This is a genomic window from Mobilicoccus pelagius NBRC 104925 (assembly GCF_000247995.1).
GTDB lineage: Bacteria > Actinomycetota > Actinomycetes > Actinomycetales > Dermatophilaceae > Mobilicoccus > Mobilicoccus pelagius.
On the sequence record NZ_BAFE01000051.1, the window covers coordinates 1 to 17,838 of the forward strand.

Consider the following 17,838-nt stretch of genomic DNA (forward strand, 5'->3'; position numbering starts at 1 on the left):
CGCGCAGCCCGACACGGCATCCCGAGGCCGGGGTGATCGTTCCCACGGACGCCTCCGTGAAGGCGTCGGTCGTGGGTTCGGATCGCGCGGGGGCCAGGGGTGAGTCCGGGGGTGCGCCGGAGCGTGTTCGCCGGGCAGGGCGGGGCGACGGGGCGGTGTCCCCGCGTGGTCTCGACATCTCGGCATCACGGGCGGGGCGACGAAGCGGGGCCGGCGTGGGGTGCAGGGCGTTCCCAGTCCGCCTCCAGGGTCCTCTCCCACCTCGCTCGTAGAGTGGCCCCACCCGGCGTGTGCCCGCGCGGTCGGGGGATCTCGTGAGGCCGGTGCGGTCCTCGTGCTCGCATGTGGCGACCGATCCGGTCGTCCCGACGTCGACGACCGCGATCGATCCTCACGACGTGGAAGAGGGAGGAAAGCCCGTGACGACCCAGCCCGTCGACCCGACAGGCGCCGTGGCGCGTCTCGGCGAGTACCGCCTGCACGGCGTCCTCGGCGAGGGCGGCATGGGGGTCGTCCATCTCGGCACCGATCCTTCGGGGCGGGCCGTCGCCGTCAAGGTCCTCCGCGACCACGTCGCCCACGACCCCGTCGCGAGGGCCCGCCTCGCGCGGGAGGTCTCGACGCTCCGGCGGGTCGACCACCCTGCCGTCGCGCCGTTCCTCGGCGCCGACGTCGACGGGCCCCGCCCCTACCTCGTCACCCGGTACGTTCCCGGGGAGCCGCTCGACGCGTGGGTGCGGGAGCACGGCCCCCTGCACGGCCGGGAGTTGCGCGACATGGCGCGCACCCTCGCGGACGCCCTCGACGCGATCCACGCCGCGGGTGTCGTCCACCGCGATCTCAAACCGGGCAACGTCCTCGTCGCGGGTGGGTCGCCCGTCGTCATCGACTTCGGCATCGCCCACGTCGCCGACGAATCGCGCCTCACGTCGACCGGACTCGTCATGGGCACGCCCGGGTATCTCCCGCCCGAACTTCTCGACGGGCAGGACGTCTCGCCCGCGACCGACCTCTGGGGCTACGCCGCCACGCTCGCGTTCGCGGGCACCGGCCGGCCGCCCTTCGGCGGTGGTCGCACCGAGGCGATCCTCGACCGCGTCCGTCGCGGTGCCTCCGACCTCGACGGTCTCGAGCCGTGGATGCAGCAGGTCGTGCGTGCCGGCCTCGACCCCGACCCCGCGGGGCGGCCGTCGCTCGGCACGATCCGTCGGGTACTCGAGGATCCGGCGTCGGCGCCCCGTCTGCTGCCGCCGCTGCCCGTGCCGTCACGTGGCGGGTCGTCCGCGGTCGGCGCCGCTGCAACCGAGCCCGTCCCGTCGGGGGGCGCGGCCTCCGCCGTCACTCCGGCCGGCCGGGTCGACGCGTTCGTGTCGGGCGCGACCGCACCCGTCGGTGCCCCCCGGGTGTCGGTGTCCGGGGCCGGTGCAGCCCGCCCCGTGGGCGTCGGGGCGACGGAGCCCGTGGTCACCGACCCCGACGCGGACGATGCACCGTCGCGTCCCCTCGACCGGTTGACCGCCTGGGCGTCGCGGGTCGGGCGCCCGGGCCGTTCCACGACTTCCGAGGCCCCGCTGCCTCCGAGCGCACCTCTCGCGCAGTCGACTTCCGTGGGGGAGGCGCCCACCGCCGCCCAGCCGGTCGTCGCGACACGCGTGATGCCCGCCGTGCCCACCCCGCCCGTGGCGCGTCCCACGACCCCGGCCGGCCCGCCCCCGCAGCGGTACGCGACGTTCCGCCCGGAGGCCTCCGCGCCCGTGCCGACGCCCGCACGGGCCGCGCCGCCCGTCCGGCCCGGCGGCCCCTGGACGGGTCGACCGGCGGGCGGGACGTTCACGGCCGGACCGTACGGGGCATCACCCGCGCCGGTCGCGCCCCGCCCCGTCTCGATGCGTGGCGGCACGGTGTTCGCGCTCGGTCTGCTCCTCGTCGCGCTCACGGCCCATCGGCCGGGGCTCGGCATCCTCGTCGCGCTCGGATGGTCGTGGCTCGCCCGGTTCGTCGACCGCGTCGTCACCTCCGTCCTCCTCCGCCGTGCCGCGCGAGGACGCCGTGACACCGACGTCGCCGTCGCGACGCTCGCGAGCCCGTGGCACCTCGTCGGGTCGGGGTTCTCCGCCCTCGTCGCGGGAGTCGTCCCGGTGCTCGTCGGTGCGGGATTCGTCGTCGGGTTGCGGGCGATGGCGGGGGATGTCGTCGGCCTGCCCGTGGGCACCGCCTCGCGACTCATGGTGGGTGCGGCGGCCGCGGCCGTGGTCGCCTGGTGGGGTCCGGGCGGTTCGACGGTGCGGAGGGGGACGCGCACGATCGTGCGGTCGGTCGCGCCGGGCCGGGCGGGTGCGGTCGTCCTCACGGTCGCCGCGGTGGTGTCGGCGGCGGTGCTCGCGCTCCTCACGCAGTCGACCGGGTGGGAGCTCACGTGGTGGCCGTTGGACGGCCTGGAACGCCTCGTCCCGGCGGCCGCCCGCGCACTCGGTCTCTGAGGTTGGCAAGGGCGCGTCAAGGTCATGCGTCCATGTCGCGTTGGTCACGATGAGGTCACGGACGAGGATGCCGGTGTGCACGTCGACGTGCACGGATGTCCCCGGCACGAGCATCGCCCGTGACCTTTTCGTTGCGCAATCGTGACGGAGCTATTGCTCAGCCGGGATCGCTGGCCTAGAGTCGCCAGCGTTTGGCCGACAGGTTTGGTCCTGTCCTCGGGGGCCGACATCAACTACACACATCCACACTGCGCACTCCCGCGCTGAGCTTCGTCGGGGAGTGCCTCGCCGGAGACACCGGGCAGACGAAGGTGGGGGACCCAGTGGCCGCGATCCGGCCCGGTCGTCGTGAGACGACCTCGGGGTGAAGCCGAGTTTCTCGGCCGGGCAGCCTGACGCCCGAACCCGACAGCTAACCCCACAAGCGCCGTCAGGAGAGGATCCGACCATCCACATGTACAACGCCAAGCACCGCGTCGCCACCCCTGCCACCAAGGTCCGTCGCACGTTCATGACGGCCGTCGTCGGCGGCGCCACCCTCATCGGCGGCATGGCCGCCGGTGCCCCGCAGGCCCAGGCCGCCGGGGGCGGCGTCTGGGACCGTGTCGCGGCTTGTGAGAGCGGCGGCAACTGGAAGACCTCGACGGGCAACGGCTACCACGGTGGCCTGCAGTTCTCGAAGGGCAGCTGGCGCGCCGCGGGCGGTAGCCGTTACGCGTCGATGCCGCACCACGCCACCAAGTCGCAGCAGATCGCCGCCGCGAAGAACCTGCTCCGCATGCAGGGTCCGGGCGCCTGGCCGGTCTGCAGCCGCAAGGCGGGCCTGACCCGTGCGAACGGCATGTCCGGTGGCGGCTCCGTCGCCGCGTCCCGCAGCACGAAGCGCGTCGCGAAGAAGCACACGTCGAACCACGTGGGCCTTTCGCGTGCGGAGGTCCGCAAGCTGCAGCGCAAGGTCGGCGCTCGCGTCGACGGCGTCGTCGGCCCGGAGACCGTCCGCAAGACCGAGCGTTACCTCGGCCTGCGCATCACCCACAAGCGTCACCTCAGCGGCGCCGCCCTCCGTGGCGCGAACCGCCTCGTCTGAGTCCTCTCCGCACGACGGCCCGATCTCCTCACGGAGGTCGGGCCGTCGTCGTGCACGCACCCAACCCGGCGCGTCGAGCCGGTATCCTCGACAAGTCCGCCCACGTCCCACGGGGCCCCGCGGACGCCGCTGGAGTGGCGCAATCGGTAGCGCACCTGTCTTGTAAACAGGTGGTTGAGGGTTCGAGTCCCTTCTCCAGCTCCACATCGGTCCTTCTCCGCCGGGTGGCGGGCGTGTCGGCGGTTCCCACGCGAGACGGATCCGCGGCTGACGTCGCATGGCTCACGGCGCGAAGAGAGCAGGTCCGTCGGGCTGTCGGGTATGCCCCGGTCGTTTAGGCTCTGGCCCAGCAGCGGGAGGGGCGGGCGTGAAATCACTACCGGTACAAGGGGTACGCGAGGCCGTCCAGGTGGGCGCCCGGCTCCGCAGCGCGCGGCTCGAGCGGCGGTACACCCTCGAGCAGGTCGCGCAGCTGTCCGGCATGACGAAGGGGTTCCTCAGCCGCGTCGAACGCGACATCACGTCGCCGTCGGTCGCCTCGCTCGTCACCCTCTGTCACGTCCTCCAGATCGAGGTCGGCTCGCTGTTCACCGCTCCCCGCACGACCCTCGTTCGGCTCGAGGACGCCCTCGAGGTCGACCTTGGCGGCATCGGCATCGACGAGCGCCTCGTCACTGCGCACGACGAACGCTCCGTCCAGGTGCTCCGCAGCGTCATCCAGCCCGGCGGCCACGGCGAGGACGAGCTCTACTCCATCGACTGCGAGATCGAGATCTGCCACGTCGCCACCGGCCGTATCGAGATCGTCCTCAACGAGGAGACCCACGCCCTCGACGCCGGCGACACCCTCACCTTCCCCGGCCGTGAACCCCACACCTGGCGCAACCTCGGCGACACCGAGGCCGTCGTCCTCTTCGTCCTCCTCCCCGGCCGCGACAGCCGTGCCGCCCCGGTCGACTGACGCGGAATGCCGTTCGGCCCCGCCGGAGCGATCACCGACGGGGCCGAACGGAGGGGCGACAGAGCATGAGGAAGAAGATCCCGGCCGTCTCGATGAAGAACTGGGCCTGCTCGGCGAGGGTGATCGACCACATGCCGCCGACGACGGAGTACACGAGGACGACCGTGCCGCCGAGAACGATGCACGCGGAACTCCTCGCCGCGATCCGGGCGGTGCACGGCGGGAACTCCGTCGTCGCGCCGAGCACGCCCACCCACCCGAGCAGCGGCCTGCGGGGCCTCGACCTCGTCGGCGCGGACGTCGTCGAGGTGGCGCCCGCCTACGGCCATGCCGAACTCGCCGGCCTCGCCGCGGCGAACGTCGTCTGCGAGTTCGTCTCGCTCCTCGCCCCCAGCTCCGGTGCGGCGCCCGGCCGCCCCGCCTACGGTGCGTCGAAGCCGGTCTACGGCGCCTGAAGCGCCATCAGAACGGAGTCGATCACGTGTATCGCGCCCTGCCCCTACGTGTTGACAGGTCAGGGGGTTGTCGTCCGGTGGGCCCTCGGATCGAGTCCGTTCGGATGGCGTCACGGTGCGGGGCGCGAGGCTCAGGCCGTCCCGACGACACGACGGCGGCCCGCCACCCCTTTCGGGTGACAGGCCGCCGTCCTGCGTCGCGAGGCGTGTCGCCGGTGGTCAGCGCGGCATCGCGACGTACTTGATCTCGAGGTACTCGTCGATGCCCTCGAACCCGCCCTCGCGGCCGAAGCCGGAGGCCTTGACCCCACCGAACGGTGCGGCCGGGTTCGAGATGACGCCGGCGTTGACGCCGACCATGCCGTACGCGAGCTTCTCCGCGACGCGCATCGCCCGGGCGTTGTCCCGCGTGTAGAAGTACGACGCGAGGCCGTACTCCGTGTCGTTCGCGCGGGCGATGACGTCGTCCTCGTCGGTGAACGTCTGGATCGGCGCCACCGGGCCGAAGATCTCCTCACGGGCGATGTCGGAGGTCGGCGGCACGTCGAGGAGCACCGTCGGGGCGAGGAAGTTGCCCTGCTGGGGCACCTCCTCGTCGCCGCACACCTTCGTAGCGCCCGCCTCGACGGCGTCGTCGACGAGGCGACGGACGTTCGCGACGGCCTTCTCCGTGATGAGCGGACCGACGTCGACGCCCTCCTCCATGCCGTCACCGACCGTGAGGCCGCGCATGCGGGCGGCGAACTTCTCGCCGAACTCCTTCGCGACGGACTCGTGGACGAACAGCCGGTTGGCGGCCGTGCAGGCCTCGCCGATGTTCCGCATCTTCGCGGCCATCGCGCCGTCGACGGCGGCGTCGACGTCCGCGTCCTCGAAGACGATGAACGGCGCGTTGCCGCCGAGCTCCATCGAGAGACGCAGCAGCTGCTCGGCCGACTGCTCGGCGAGCTTGCGGCCCACCCCGGTCGAGCCGGTGAACGTGAGCTTGCGGGCGCGCGGGTCGCGGATGAGCGGCTCCATGACGCCGCCCGAGTTGCTCGTCGTGACGACGTTGACGACACCGGCGGGCACGCCCGCCTCACGGAGGAGCTCGACGAGCGCGAGCATCGTCAGCGGTGTCTCGCTCGCCGGCTTGATCACCATGGTGCAGCCCGCCGCGAGGGCCGGGCCGATCTTGCGGGTGCCCATCGCGAGGGGGAAGTTCCACGGCGTCACCATGAGGCACGGCCCGACGGGCTGCTTCATCGTGAGCAGGTGCGACGCGCCGTTCGGGGCCGTCATGTACGTGCCGTGGATGCGGACGGCCTCCTCGGAGAACCACCGGAAGAACTCGCCGCCGTACGTCACCTCGCCACGTGCCTCCGGAAGGGGCTTGCCCATCTCGAGGGTCATGAGCGTCGCGAAGTCCTCCGCGCGCTCGGTGAGGAGGTCGTAGGCGCGGCGCAGGATCTCCGACCGCTCCCGCGGGGGAGTGGCGGCCCACTCCGTCTGTGCGTCCGCCGCGGCCGTGAGGGCGGCGAGGCCGTCGTCCGGGGTGGCGTCGGCGACGGAGGCGAGCACCCCGCCCGTCGCCGGGTTGCGCACCTCGAGGGTCGCCCCTCCGGTCGCCTCACGCCACTCCCCACCGATGAACAGGCCGGTGGGGACGGCGTCGACGATCTCCTGGACGTCCTTCTTGTCGGTCATCGTGACTCCTTCTGCGTCAGAGGGACTCGGTGAAGACCTCGTCGAGGACGTCGAGCCCCTCGTTGAGGAGGTCCTCGCCGATGACGAGCGGCGGCAGGAACCGCAGCACGTTGCCGTACGTCCCCGCGGTGAGCGTGACGACGCCCTTCGCGTGGCATGCGGCGTTGATCTTCTTCGTGAGGTCGGCGTCCGGCTCGGTCGTGCCCGGCTTGACGATCTCCACCGCCATCATCGCCCCACGGCCACGGATGTCGCCGATGACCCCGTGCTTCTCCGCCATCGCGCCGAGGCGCTCGCGGAAGATCTGCTCGATGCGCTTCGCCTTGCCCGCCAGGGCCTCCTCGCTCATCGTCTCGATCGCGCCGAGCGCACCCGCACACGCGACGGGGTTGCCGCCGTAGGTGCCGCCGAGGCCACCGGAGTGGACGGAGTCCATCATCTCCGCCCGGCCGGTGACCGCGGCGAGCGGCAGGCCGCCTGCGATGCCCTTGGCCATCGTCATGAGGTCGGGCACGACGCCCTCGGCCTCGCAGGCGAACCAGTCACCGGTGCGGCAGAACCCGGTCTGCACCTCGTCCGCGATGAACACGATGCCGTTCTCGCGGCACCAGTCGGCGATGCGACCCAGCCATCCCTTCGGCGGCACGATGAACCCGCCCTCGCCCTGGATCGGCTCGATGAGCACGGCCGCGACGTTCTCCTCGCCGACCTGCGCGTGAACGGCGTTCGTGAACGCGGCGAACGCGTCGTCCGTCATCGTCGCCTCGTCGCCCGCCCAGCGGTACGGGTACGCCATCGGCATGCGGTACACCTCGCCCGCGAACGGCCCGAAGCCCTTCTTGTACGGCATGTTCTTGGCCGTCAGCGCCATCGTGAGGTTCGTGCGGCCGTGGTAGGCGTGGTCGAACACGACGATCGCGTCGCGCTTCGTGTGCGAGCGGGCGATCTTCACCGCGTTCTCGACGGCCTCGGCGCCGGAGTTGAACAGGGCGGTGCGCTTCTCGTGGTCGCCGGGTGTGAGCTCGTTGAGCTTCTCGCAGACGGCCGTGTACTCCTCGTAGGGCGTCACCATGAAGCACGTGTGCGTGAAGTCGTCGAGCTGCGCCTTCGCCTTCTCGACGACCTTGGGGGCGGAGTTGCCGACGCTCGTGACGGCGATGCCCGACCCGAGGTCGATGAACTGGTTGCCGTCGACGTCGACGAGGATGCCGCCGCCGGCGCGCTCGACGTAGACGGGCAGACCGATGCCGACACCGGCCGAGACGGCGGCCTTGGTGCGGGCGTGGAGTTCCTGGCTCTTCGGGCCGGGGATCTGCGTGACGAGCTTGCGCTCCTGGGGGACGGGCACGGTTCCTCCTGGATGTCGCCGGGAGCCGGCGGGTCGGTGAGAAGGGCTGAGGGCCCTCCCATTCCATCGTTCTTCCTGCTCACCCTGGGGGCCCGCAGGTATTCTGTCCAATATCGATTCTCGATGATTTCCATGCCGGGTAGGAATGGTCGGAGGTGACGGTGACGGGAAATGCGGCAGGCACGGGGTCGCGCCCGCGGTCGGGCGCTCCGGCGCGCGCGGGCATGGCCGTGGGTGAGGCGCGTGCCGTGAGTACGTCGTCCTCCGAGGGCGACCGCACCGCGAGCCGCCCGGTGCCGGACGGCGGCGCGCGATGAGCGCCGTCGACCTCCGCGCGCTGGAGTGCTTCGTCGCAGTCGCAGAGGCGGGCACCGTCACCGCCGGTGCCGAAGCCCTCGGCGTCGGGCAGCCCGCCGTCACCCGTCAACTGCAGCAGCTCGAACGCCGCCTGCGTCTCCGGCTCTTCCACCGGGAGGGCGGCCGGGTCCGCCTCACCGCGGCCGGGCGTGAGCTCCTCGACCCCGCCCGCCAGGCCCTCGGGCGTGTCGACGACGTCGCGACGACGGCACGCGCGCTCGCCGCGGGACGGCTCCAGGAGGTGCGCATCGCCGCGACGAGCACGACGAGCGACGACATCCTCGCCCCGTGGATCGCGACGTGGGACTCGGATGCGCCACTGCCCGCGATCGAGGAGTCCCCCGTCGACGGACTCGCCGCAGCCCTCCATGCGGGCGCCGACCTCGCCGTCATGCCGATCGCCCCGCCACCCGGGCTCGCCGTCCGCACCGTCACCGAGCTCCCCGTGTGGGCGTGCGTGGCCGCCGACCATCCCTGGGCGTCACGGGAATCCGTGCCCATCGAGGAGCTCGCCGTCGCCGATCTGCTCCTCCTGCCCCGCACCTTCCATGCCCGACGACGCCTCGACGCGGCCCTCGAGGCGGCCGGTCTCGCCGTCGATCCGCTCGCCGTCGTCGGGTCCCCGGTCGTCGCGCAGGCGCTCGCCGCCTCCGGTCGTGGTGTGTGCGTCCTCACCGACGACCCGCGATTCGGCCTCGTACCCCTGACGATCCAGAACCCCGGCGGCGCACCCGTGACGATCCGCCTCCACGTCGCGTGGGAGCCCGGCCACCACGCCGCCGACACCCTCTCCGCCCTCGCCGACGACCTCGCCCGCTTCACCCGCGCCCGCTACCGCACCGACCCCACCCAGGAGTCCGCATGACCCCTTCTCCGATGCCCGACGGCCTCGACGCCCGTGGGAAAACCCCCTCGACGTCGGTCGCGGGTGCGCCCGACGCGTCCGAGGCATCCGAGACGCCCGGACGGGGGCCGCAGGAGGTCCACGTGATGACGGAGCCGGGGTTCGACACCCCGATCTGGATCGACGGGATCCCCACGCCACCCGAGGATCTCGGCCTCCGCGACGAGGTCGCGGAGCGCATCCGGGACTGGGCGCGGGTCGTCGACGTCGTCCGTGAGGGCGCCGATGCCGGCCCGGAGGGCACCGTCGCGATGCTCGCCGACTGGATGGGGGCCTGCTCCCTCGGGAGTCGTCACGCCCTCCTCGGTCGCTGGGTGGGCGACCGGGTCAAGGACGCCGTCGGTGACGTCCCCGTCGTCCTCCACCTCGATCCGCCGCATCCCGGCGATCACCGCCGCCCCGAGCCCGTCGTGGTCCCGCCGCACCGGGAACGGGAGACGATCCCCGTGCGACTCATGAACGAGCACGGCGCCGACCTGCCCGTGCGGGGCGACACCGTGACGGCCTGGGGCGTGGGGCGGTTCTCCCCGGCGCTCGAGGAACGGCTCACCGCGTGGGCGCGGCAGTGGGCCGAGCTCGCCGACCCGAGCGACGAGAGCCCGTTGCGCGACGACGTGGTGCGGGCCCACGAGGAGGAAGGGGCCGCGCTCCGGGACGCCCTCGCCGCGGAACTGGGGCCGGACTACGTCGTCACCCTCGTGCCGTGAGACCTGCGGGTGCGATCCAGGTGGGGTGGCGGATGCGGGTGGAAGAGCGCGGGAGGCGTGTCGTTCGTACGCTGGACGGGTGGCATCCCTTCCCGCCCTCGCCGTCGACCAGGCGCGTTCCCTCTCGCGCGCCGCGCAGAACAAGCTCGGCCACGCCCTGCGTGACCGTGTCGCCGGGGAGGACGCCCCCGCCGCGGCGCGCCGCATCTGGCAGACGCCGGGCCTGCGCTGGTTCACCGAGGACGACCCCATCTGGATCGTCAACCAGGACGCCGCGATGTTCCCCGGCGGGATCACCTCGCTGCTGCTGCAGTCGCTCCACCCCGGCGCGATGGCGGGCGTCGCCGGTCACTCCGGCTACAAGGGCGACCCGTGGGGGCGGCTGCAACGCACGAGCACCTATCTCGCGACCGTCACGTTCGGCACGATCGAGCACGCGCAGGAGGCGATCGCGCACGTGCGGGGCATCCACGAGCGCGTCCGCGGCAAGGACCACCGCGGCCGCCCCTACCGCGCGAGCGACCCACACCTGCTTCGCTGGGTGCACATCGCCGAGAACTGGTCGTTCCTCACCGCCCACCAGAACTTCTCCGACCGGCCCCTCACCCCCGCGCAGGCCGACACGTTCGTCGACCAGACCCGCGTGAGCGGTGAACTTCTCGGCGCCACCGACCTGCCCCGCACGGTCGCCGAGCTCGAGGCGCAGATCGAGGGCTACCGGCCCGAGCTCGAGGCCTCGCCCGCCGCGAAGGACGCCGCCCAGTTCCTCCTCCGCGAACCTCCGCTCCCACTCGCCGCCAAGCCCGGGTACGCCCTCCTCGCCGCCGGGGGTGTCGCCCTCCTCCCGCCGTGGGCCCGAGAGGAACTCGGCATCCCCCTGCCGCGACTCGTCCGGCCCCTCGCCCACGGGGCGGGCCGGTTCGGCGTCGCCGCCGTCCGCTGGGGCATGGCCGGACTCGACGACGACGAACGCCTCCGCCACGGCGACACCCACTGAGTGCGTGACGTGCCCGCCCCGGCGGGCAGCCTGCTCCGACCCCTCGTCGAGCGGGCGGTGTCGGCGGGGCGCGTCTCCCCGCAGGCCACGGACATCCTCGACCGCCTCACGCCGCGGGTCGAGGACCTCTGCGGTCCGACCGAACCCCCGGCGCCCGTCCACGGCGACCTGTGGGCCGGCAACCGCCTCGTCGACGTCGAGGGACGCTCCTGGCTCGTCGACCCCGCCTGCCACTACGCCCACCGCGAGATCGACATCGCGATGATGCACCTCCTCGGCGGCTTCGGCCCCGAGGTGATGAGCGCCTACGACGTGGAGTGCCCCCTCGCCGACGCCTGGCAGGAGCGCATCCCCTGGTACCAGCTGTCGCCGCTGCTCGTCCACGTGATCCTCGTCGGCGGCGGCTACGGTCAGGCCGTCGTCGACGCCCTCCGCCGCTACGTGTGAGTGGTCGCGTGCCGGAACCCCCGGGTGGGCTCGTGCGGGCGCAGGCTGCGAAACCGCCTGGACGCGTCGGGGAGAATGAACACATGAGCCTCAAGGAAACGATCCAGGGCGACCTCACGATCGCCATCCGCGAGCGCGACCAGGTCCGCTCCGCGACGCTGCGCCTCGCCCTCACCGCCCTGACCAACGCGGAGGTCGGCGGCAAGGAGCACCGCGACCTCACCGACGACGACGTCCTCGGCGTCCTCGCCAAGGAGGCGAAGAAGCGCAAGGAGTCCGCCGCCGCCTACGACGGCGCCGGCCGCCCGGAGCTCGCCGAGCGGGAGCGGGCGGAGCTCGCCGTGCTCGAGGCCTACCTGCCCGCGCAGCTCGAGGACGCCGAGCTCGACGCCATCGCCGCCGAGGCCAAGGCCGAGGTGGGCGCGACGGGCATGACCCAGATGGGTCAGGTCATGAAGGCCGCCCAGGCCACGGTCGCCGGCCGGGCCGAGGGCGGTCGTGTCGCCGCCGCCGTGAAGAAGGCCCTCGCGGGCTGACGCTCACCTCCCGGTGGCTCTGCCTCGTGCGGGGCGGGCCGCCGAGGTCGAGCCACCCGGCCCGCACGGTGCCGGAGAGGCGCCGGGAATCTCGTGCCACCTCCCGCACCGACGATCGGCACAGGATGGGGCGCCGCCGGCGAGGGCCACTGCCGTGTCGATCCTCGCCGACGTCGACGACCACGGCGGCGCGGCGGCGGTGAACGTCGATCCACACGACCGTCACCGCCGAGTGCTCAGATCGAACGGTCGCCTGCCGTACGAGAACACATGAGTTCGCCGCGCCGAGACATCGCCGAGGCAGAGGCCCGGATGCGCGTGACGTTCGGGACGCGCACTGCCATCAAGAACCTCCACGAGATCATCGATCCCGACGAGACCGTCCAGGAGCTCGCCGCCTGCCTCTACGCCGGCGGCGACGGCGTGCTGATCCTCACCGACAAGCGCATCCTCGGCCTCCGCGACGACTACTCGAAGTACCACTACCGCGACCACGCCCTGGTCGGCGCGCAGAAGCTCGACTACGACCCCGTCGTCCACGACGGGTTCGCGTTGACGACGGCCTCCGGTCGCCTCGTCGTCCGCAAGATGCACGTCGAGGACTCGGGTCGTCTTGTCGCGCGGTTACGTGAGCTCGTGCCGCGCCTCGTCCTCGAGGTGACCCGACCGGGCGCGCGGGGCCGGGTGCCGATCCGGACCGAGGCCCCGTCCGCGCCGCCGGCAGCACCCGCCGCCGCGCCCGCGACGCCGCCGATCGACTCCGCCGCGGCCACGCAGGCCCAGGCCGCCGGTGCGGCGACCGCTGCCGTCGCTCCACCTGCCGCGGCGCAGCCGGCCCCGGCCGCCGCCCCCGAGCCGGCACCGGCCGAGGCCGACAAGACCGTCCTCATGGGCGTTCTCGCCGACCTCCACGCCAAGGGTCTGCTCTCCGACGCCGAACTCGCCGCCAAGCTCGCCCAGGTGGCGGCCCAGCCCTGAGCGGCAGTGCGGCCGTGGAGCGGACGGGGTCTGGCGTGCCCCGGTGCGGCCCGAGTCGGCGTCTGGCACCCGCCCACCGGGGCACGCCTCCTGGAGCCCCGGCACCCGACCGTCGTGAACGACGACCACAATCCGCGTCTCGCCGCGTCAGTGGGGCGCTGACCTGCAACGCCGTCGGCGAGGGTGAGGTTCTGGTCGTCGTTCGATGCACGTGACGGCGACGCGCATCCTGGTACACACGAACGCAGCGGGGCGGTCGCCGTCGCGACCACCCCGCTGCGTGTCTGCTGCGTCCGCGCCTCGGCTCACGTGAGCAGGTGGCGGGAGATGACGAGGCGCTGGATCTGGTTCGTGCCCTCGAAGATCTGCGTCACCTTGGCCTCGCGCATGTAGCGCTCGACGGGGTAGTCCTTTGTATAGCCGTAGCCGCCGAAGACCTGGACGGCGTCGGTGGTGACGCGCATGGCGGCGTCGGTGCAGATCATCTTGGCGACCGAGGCCTCCTTGCTCATCGGCTTGCCGGCGTCCTTGAGGCGGGCGGCGTGGAGGTAGCTCGCGCGGGCGCTCGTGACGGCGGCCTCCATCTCGGCGAGGAGGAACGCGAGGCCCTGGAACTCCGAGATCGGCTTGCCGAACGCCTTGCGCTCCTTGGAGTAGGCGACGGCCTGGTCGAGGGCGGCCTGGGCGAGACCCGTGGCGGCCGCGGCGATGCCGAGGCGACCCGCGTCGAGGGCGGAGAGGGCGATCGACATGCCCTGCCCCTCCGTGCCGACGAGGTGGTCGGCGGGCACCCGCACGTCGTTGAAGATCACCTGACCGACGGTGTCGCAGTCGAGGCCCATCTTGCGTTCGGGCTTGGCGAACTCCAGGCCGGGGGTGTCGGCGGGCACGTGGAAGCAGGAGAGACCGCGGGGGCCGTCGTCGCTCGTGCGGGCGAACGTCGTGTAGAAGTCGGCGTGGCCCGCGTGGGAGATCCACGCCTTGACGCCGTTGACGACGTAGTCGTCGCCGTCGCGGCGGGCGCGCGTGGAGATGGCCGCGACGTCGGACCCGGCGTCGGGCTCGGAGAGGCAATAGGCGCCGAGTTTGCTTCCGTCGAGCATGGATTCGAGGAATCGGGACTTCTGTTCGTCGGTGCCGAACGCGAAGATCGGGTTGCACGTGAGGGAGTGCACCGAGACACCGACGGCGACGCTCATCCACGCCGACGCGATCTCCTCCAATGCCTGCAGGTAGACCTCGTACGGTTGTCCGCCGCCACCGACCTCCTCGGGGTAGGGGAGGGTGAGCAGGCCCTGGTCGCCGAGGAATCGGAAGATCTCGCGGGGGAACTCGGCCTTGGCCTCCATCTCGTCGACGATGGGGCGGAGGCGTTCGTCGCACACCTCGCGGGTCATGGCGATGAGGTCTTCGGCCTCGGAGCTGGGGAGAAGTCGCGTGGCAGTCATGAGGCCAGGCTAGGGGAGTCGCGCGCCCGGCACGGCGCCCGCGCGCGGGGCGTGGACGACGGGCGGGCCGGTCGGCGGTGAGTCGCGCCCTGCCGACGTCCCCGCCAGCTCGGGCCCACGGCCGTGGGGCAGGGATGTCGCGAGCGGGACGACGCGTGCACAGGCGCAGATGCGGTTAGAGTGCTGGGGTGACAGACGCATCTGCGCCCCGAGACTCCTTCGACGTGCGAACCGCCGCCGCCCTCCTGGGCGTCAGTGACGACACGCTGCGGCGGGCCGTCGCCAAGGGTGAACTCGCCGCGGCCAAGGATGTCGGGGGCCGGTTGCAGATCTCCGGCGCCGACCTCATCACCTACGCCGAGGAGCGCGATTCCGCTGTGCCGCAGGGCGGCACGGCGAGCTCGGCGCGCAACCGTCTCGTCGGTCTGGTCACCGACGTCCGTACCGACACGGTGATGGCCCAGGTGCAGATGCGATGCGGCCCGCACCTCATCACCTCGCTCATGAGCGCCGACTCCGCGCGCGAACTCGGCCTGCGGCGAGGGGTTCTCGCCGCCGCCGTCGTCAAGTCCACCACCGTCGTCGTCGAATCCGTGGGAGACCTCGCATGACCACCACCCGCACCCGCCTGTTCGCCCTCGCCGGGGCGCTCACTCTCGCGCTCTCCGCATGCGGCGGCAACGACGCCCCCGTGCCCGCCGACAAGGCCGCCGCGTCGCCGTCGGGCGGCTCCGGCTCGTACGCCCCGATCACCGTGTTCGCCGCCGCCTCGCTGCACACGGTGTTCGACGAGATCGGCGCCGACGTCGAGAAGCAGACCGGCGCGAAGATCACGTTCTCCTACGCCGGCTCCTCCGACCTCGCCGCCCAGCTCAACTCGGGCGCGCTGGGCGACGTGTTCGCCTCCGCGAACGAGAAGCAGATGACGGTGGCCGTCTCCGGTGGCTCCGTCGCGAAGGATGCTCCGACGCCGTTCGCGACGAACACACTGACGATCGTCACGCCGAAGGGGAACCCCGCGCACGTCACCGCACTCGCCGATCTGCGGAAGCCCGAGGTCAAGACGGTCGTCTGCGCGCCGCAGGTGCCGTGCGGGGCGGCGACCGGGGAGCTCTTCACCGAGGCCGGGCTCACCGTCACACCCGTGAGCGAGGAGTCGGCCGTCACCGACGTGCTCGGCAAGGTGACCTCCGGGCAGGCCGACGCCGGACTCGTGTACGTCACCGACGCGACGGGCGCGGGGGACGACGTGACGGTCGTGAAGACTCCCGAGGCGGCGAAGATCGTCAACGTCTACCCGATCGCGATCACGGCGCACGGCGTCGAGGATGCGGGGCGGCAAGCGACGGCCGAGGCGTTCGTCGAGGCGGTGCGGAGCACGGAGGGGCAGCAGCTGTTGAGCCGCGCCGGGTTCGGCGCCCCCACCTCGTGACCCCGGGGCCCCGCTGGCTCCTCCCGGCGGCGATCGTCTCGCTCCTCGTCGTCGTCGGGCCGCTCGTCGGTCTGCTCGGGCGGGTCGACTGGGTGGAGCTGCCCGCGCTGCTCACGAGCGAGTCGTCGCTCGCGGCCCTGTGGTTGAGCCTCCGCACCGCAGTGGTGAGCACGCTGCTGTGTCTCGTGCTGGGCACCCCCCTCGCCGTGGTCCTCGCCCGCGCACCGTCGGCGGGGTGGGTGCGCTGGTTGCGAGGTCTGGTCCTCCTGCCCCTCGTCCTGCCGCCGGTCGTCGGCGGCCTCGCACTGCTCGCGACGTTCGGACGCACCGGGCTCGTCGGACGGCACCTCGAGGCCTCAGGAGTGCACATCGCGTTCACGACGATCGCCGTCGTCCTCGCGCAGACGTTCGTCGCGATGCCGTTCCTCGTCGTCGGATTGGAGGGGGCCCTGCGCACGGGCGGCACGCGGTACGAGCGGGCCGCGGCCACCCTCGGTGCGTCACCGACGCGGGTGCTCGCCCACGTGACGCTTCCGCTCGCCTGGCCCGGGCTGCGCTCGGGGGCGACGCTCGCGTTCGCACGGTGCCTCGGGGAGTTCGGGGCGACGCTCACGTTCGCCGGGTCGCTCCAGGGCGTCACCCGCACGCTGCCTCTCGAGATCTACCTCCAGCGGGAGGTCGCCCCCGACGCGGCGATGGCGCTCTCGCTCGCCCTCGTCGTCGTCGCCGTCCTCATCGTCGGGATCACTTACGACACCGGCGGATCCACCGACCGTCGCGGGGAGGGCGCATGAGCGGGGCGACGTCCCGGGGCGCGCGAGGTCGTGTCGTCGGCGGCCACAGGGGTAGAGACCGCCGGCGTGGAGACGGCGGGGGTGCGTTGTCGTGGAGGGGGGAGTTCGCGCCGCGTGACCACGTGACGAGCCTGACCGTCGCGCCGGGACGCACGCTCGCGCTCGTCGGGCCGAACGGCGCGGGCAAGAGCACGACGTTCGACCTCCTCACGGGGTTGCTGCGGCCCACGCGTGGTCGCCTCACGGTGGGCGAGACGGTGCTCTGCGACACCGACCGCGGCGTCGACGTGCCGACTCACCGTCGCCGCATCGCGCTCCTCGGACAGGAGCCGTTGCTCTTCCCGCATCTCGACGTCGCCGCCAACATCGCGTTCGGGATGCGGAGTCGCGGTGTGCCGCGGGCGGAGTCGCAGACCCTTGCGCAGGAGTGGGCGGAGCGTGTCGGTGTCGCGGAGTTCGCGCGGCGCCGACCCCACCAGCTGTCCGGGGGACAGGCGGCGCGGGTGGCGCTCGCGCGGGCGCTCGCGAGCGAACCCCGGGTGCTTCTGCTCGATGAGCCGTTCGCGGCGCTCGACGTCGACGTCGCCCCGTCGATGCGGCGCGTCGTCGTCCGAGAACTCGAACGCACGCAGGTGCCGACGATCCTCGTCACCCACGACCTCCTCGACGTCGTCGCCCTCGCCGACCACGTGGCCGTGATCGACGGCGGACGCCTCGTCGAATGCGCCCCGACCCCCCAATTCCTCCGGGCGCCGACGAGCGCGTTCGGGGCCTCCCTCGTCGGTGTCGACCATGTCCGCGGGACGGTCGTCGAGGAGGGGCTCCTCCGCTCGGGCGCGGGGCTCCTCGTGCGGGGGATCGGCGCGGACGTCCTCCCCGGATCCGCCGCGGTGGCGGTGTGGTCGCCGAGCGCCGTGGCGCTGTATCCCACTGCGCCACTGGGAAGTCCGCGGAACGTGTGGCGCGGGGTCGTGGTCGACCTCGCCGACCGTGGCGGCGTCGTCCGCGTGCGGGTGGAGCTCGGCCCGGGGACGACGATCGCCGCCGACCTCAGCCCCGCCGCCGTCGCCGACCTCGCCCTATCGCCCGGGGGTATCGTCCACGCCGTCGTCAAGGCGCAGGAGGTGCATCTCCACCCCGCCCGGTGACCGGCCACGTCCCCTGGGCCTCTGCGCCGGCCTCGGTCGCGGACGCCGCATGGCCATGCCGCAGCTCGGGGAA

17 protein-coding genes, 1 tRNA gene and 1 riboswitch are annotated in these 17,838 nt (G+C 72.7%); of the genes, 15 read left to right on the plus strand and 3 right to left on the minus strand.

Features of this window, described 5'->3' with window-relative positions; all coding sequences use genetic code 11:
* The first annotated feature begins 419 nt into the window (after positions 1-419).
* The 5 genes from MOPEL_RS15880 (at position 420) to MOPEL_RS18945 (ending at position 4,983) form a co-directional block, all read left to right on the plus strand.
* Positions 420-2,480, plus strand: a complete 2,061-nt coding sequence (locus MOPEL_RS15880) for a serine/threonine-protein kinase (RefSeq protein ID WP_009482185.1) — start codon at positions 420-422, stop codon at positions 2,478-2,480.
* 285 nt (positions 2,481-2,765) lie between these two features.
* Positions 2,766-2,922, plus strand: a riboswitch (cyclic di-AMP (ydaO/yuaA leader).
* 12 nt (positions 2,923-2,934) lie between these two features.
* Positions 2,935-3,567, plus strand: coding sequence for a transglycosylase family protein (locus MOPEL_RS18735; RefSeq protein WP_009482186.1), 633 nt, complete (start codon positions 2,935-2,937; stop codon positions 3,565-3,567).
* A gap of 128 nt (positions 3,568-3,695) precedes the next feature.
* A tRNA-Thr gene (locus tag MOPEL_RS07050) sits at positions 3,696-3,771 on the plus strand.
* 163 nt (positions 3,772-3,934) lie between these two features.
* The gene (locus MOPEL_RS07055; protein WP_009482187.1) at positions 3,935-4,528 is read left to right on the plus strand and encodes a helix-turn-helix domain-containing protein; all 594 of its coding nucleotides are present in this window, start codon (positions 3,935-3,937) and stop codon (positions 4,526-4,528) included.
* A 65-nt stretch (positions 4,529-4,593) separates the two neighbouring features.
* Positions 4,594-4,983 carry an arginase family protein gene (locus tag MOPEL_RS18945; protein WP_174270585.1) on the plus strand — a complete coding sequence of 130 codons (390 nt, stop codon included), beginning with the start codon at positions 4,594-4,596 and terminating at the stop codon, positions 4,981-4,983.
* 219 nt (positions 4,984-5,202) lie between these two features.
* Here MOPEL_RS18945 and MOPEL_RS07070 read toward each other — a convergent pair whose 3' ends face one another.
* The gene (locus MOPEL_RS07070) at positions 5,203-6,669 is read right to left on the minus strand and encodes an NAD-dependent succinate-semialdehyde dehydrogenase (RefSeq protein WP_009482190.1); all 1,467 of its coding nucleotides are present in this window, start codon (positions 6,667-6,669) and stop codon (positions 5,203-5,205) included.
* 16 nt (positions 6,670-6,685) lie between these two features.
* Positions 6,686-8,017: a 4-aminobutyrate--2-oxoglutarate transaminase gene (gene gabT, locus MOPEL_RS07075; RefSeq protein WP_009482191.1), complete on the minus strand. Its 1,332-nt coding sequence runs from the start codon at positions 8,015-8,017 to the stop codon at positions 6,686-6,688.
* 313 nt (positions 8,018-8,330) lie between these two features.
* Here gabT and MOPEL_RS07080 point away from each other — a divergent pair, with 313 nt between their 5' ends.
* The 6 genes from MOPEL_RS07080 to MOPEL_RS07105 all read left to right on the plus strand — a co-directional run bounded on the left by MOPEL_RS07080 (position 8,331) and on the right by MOPEL_RS07105 (position 12,943).
* Complete coding sequence (locus MOPEL_RS07080; protein ID WP_009482192.1) at positions 8,331-9,239, plus strand: LysR family transcriptional regulator; 909 nt, start codon at positions 8,331-8,333, stop codon at positions 9,237-9,239.
* Entirely contained in the window at positions 9,236-9,985 is a 750-nt protein-coding gene (locus MOPEL_RS07085) for an immunity protein CdiI family protein (RefSeq protein WP_009482193.1), read from the plus strand. The genes MOPEL_RS07080 and MOPEL_RS07085 overlap by 4 nt, the downstream gene beginning before the upstream one ends.
* Before the next feature lie 79 nt (positions 9,986-10,064).
* A complete protein-coding gene (locus MOPEL_RS07090) occupies positions 10,065-10,982 on the plus strand; it encodes an oxygenase MpaB family protein (protein ID WP_009482194.1) in 918 nt (305 codons plus the stop codon).
* On the plus strand, positions 10,983-11,429 hold the full coding sequence (locus tag MOPEL_RS07095) for a fructosamine kinase family protein (protein ID WP_009482195.1): 447 nt from the start codon (positions 10,983-10,985) through the stop codon (positions 11,427-11,429). It abuts the gene before it with no gap.
* Positions 11,430-11,512: 83 nt separating this feature from the next.
* Complete coding sequence (locus tag MOPEL_RS07100) at positions 11,513-11,965, plus strand: GatB/YqeY domain-containing protein (protein WP_040633416.1); 453 nt, start codon at positions 11,513-11,515, stop codon at positions 11,963-11,965.
* A 270-nt stretch (positions 11,966-12,235) separates the two neighbouring features.
* Positions 12,236-12,943, plus strand: coding sequence for a hypothetical protein (locus MOPEL_RS07105; protein WP_009482197.1), 708 nt, complete (start codon positions 12,236-12,238; stop codon positions 12,941-12,943).
* A gap of 305 nt (positions 12,944-13,248) precedes the next feature.
* Here MOPEL_RS07105 and MOPEL_RS07110 read toward each other — a convergent pair whose 3' ends face one another.
* Entirely contained in the window at positions 13,249-14,391 is a 1,143-nt protein-coding gene (locus MOPEL_RS07110) for an acyl-CoA dehydrogenase family protein (protein WP_009482198.1), read from the minus strand.
* A 188-nt stretch (positions 14,392-14,579) separates the two neighbouring features.
* Here MOPEL_RS07110 and MOPEL_RS07115 point away from each other — a divergent pair, with 188 nt between their 5' ends.
* From MOPEL_RS07115 to MOPEL_RS07130, 4 genes are all read left to right on the plus strand, one after another.
* A complete protein-coding gene (locus MOPEL_RS07115) occupies positions 14,580-15,002 on the plus strand; it encodes a TOBE domain-containing protein (protein WP_245544737.1) in 423 nt (140 codons plus the stop codon).
* A complete protein-coding gene (gene modA, locus MOPEL_RS18455; protein ID WP_009482201.1) occupies positions 14,999-15,823 on the plus strand; it encodes a molybdate ABC transporter substrate-binding protein in 825 nt (274 codons plus the stop codon). Before MOPEL_RS07115 ends, modA begins: the two co-directional genes overlap by 4 nt.
* The gene (locus MOPEL_RS18460) at positions 15,820-16,617 is read left to right on the plus strand and encodes an ABC transporter permease (RefSeq protein ID WP_009482202.1); all 798 of its coding nucleotides are present in this window, start codon (positions 15,820-15,822) and stop codon (positions 16,615-16,617) included. The genes modA and MOPEL_RS18460 overlap by 4 nt, the downstream gene beginning before the upstream one ends.
* 122 nt (positions 16,618-16,739) lie before the next feature.
* Positions 16,740-17,765, plus strand: coding sequence for a sulfate/molybdate ABC transporter ATP-binding protein (locus MOPEL_RS07130; protein ID WP_040633419.1), 1,026 nt, complete (start codon positions 16,740-16,742; stop codon positions 17,763-17,765).
* The last annotated feature ends 73 nt before the right edge of the window (positions 17,766-17,838 follow it).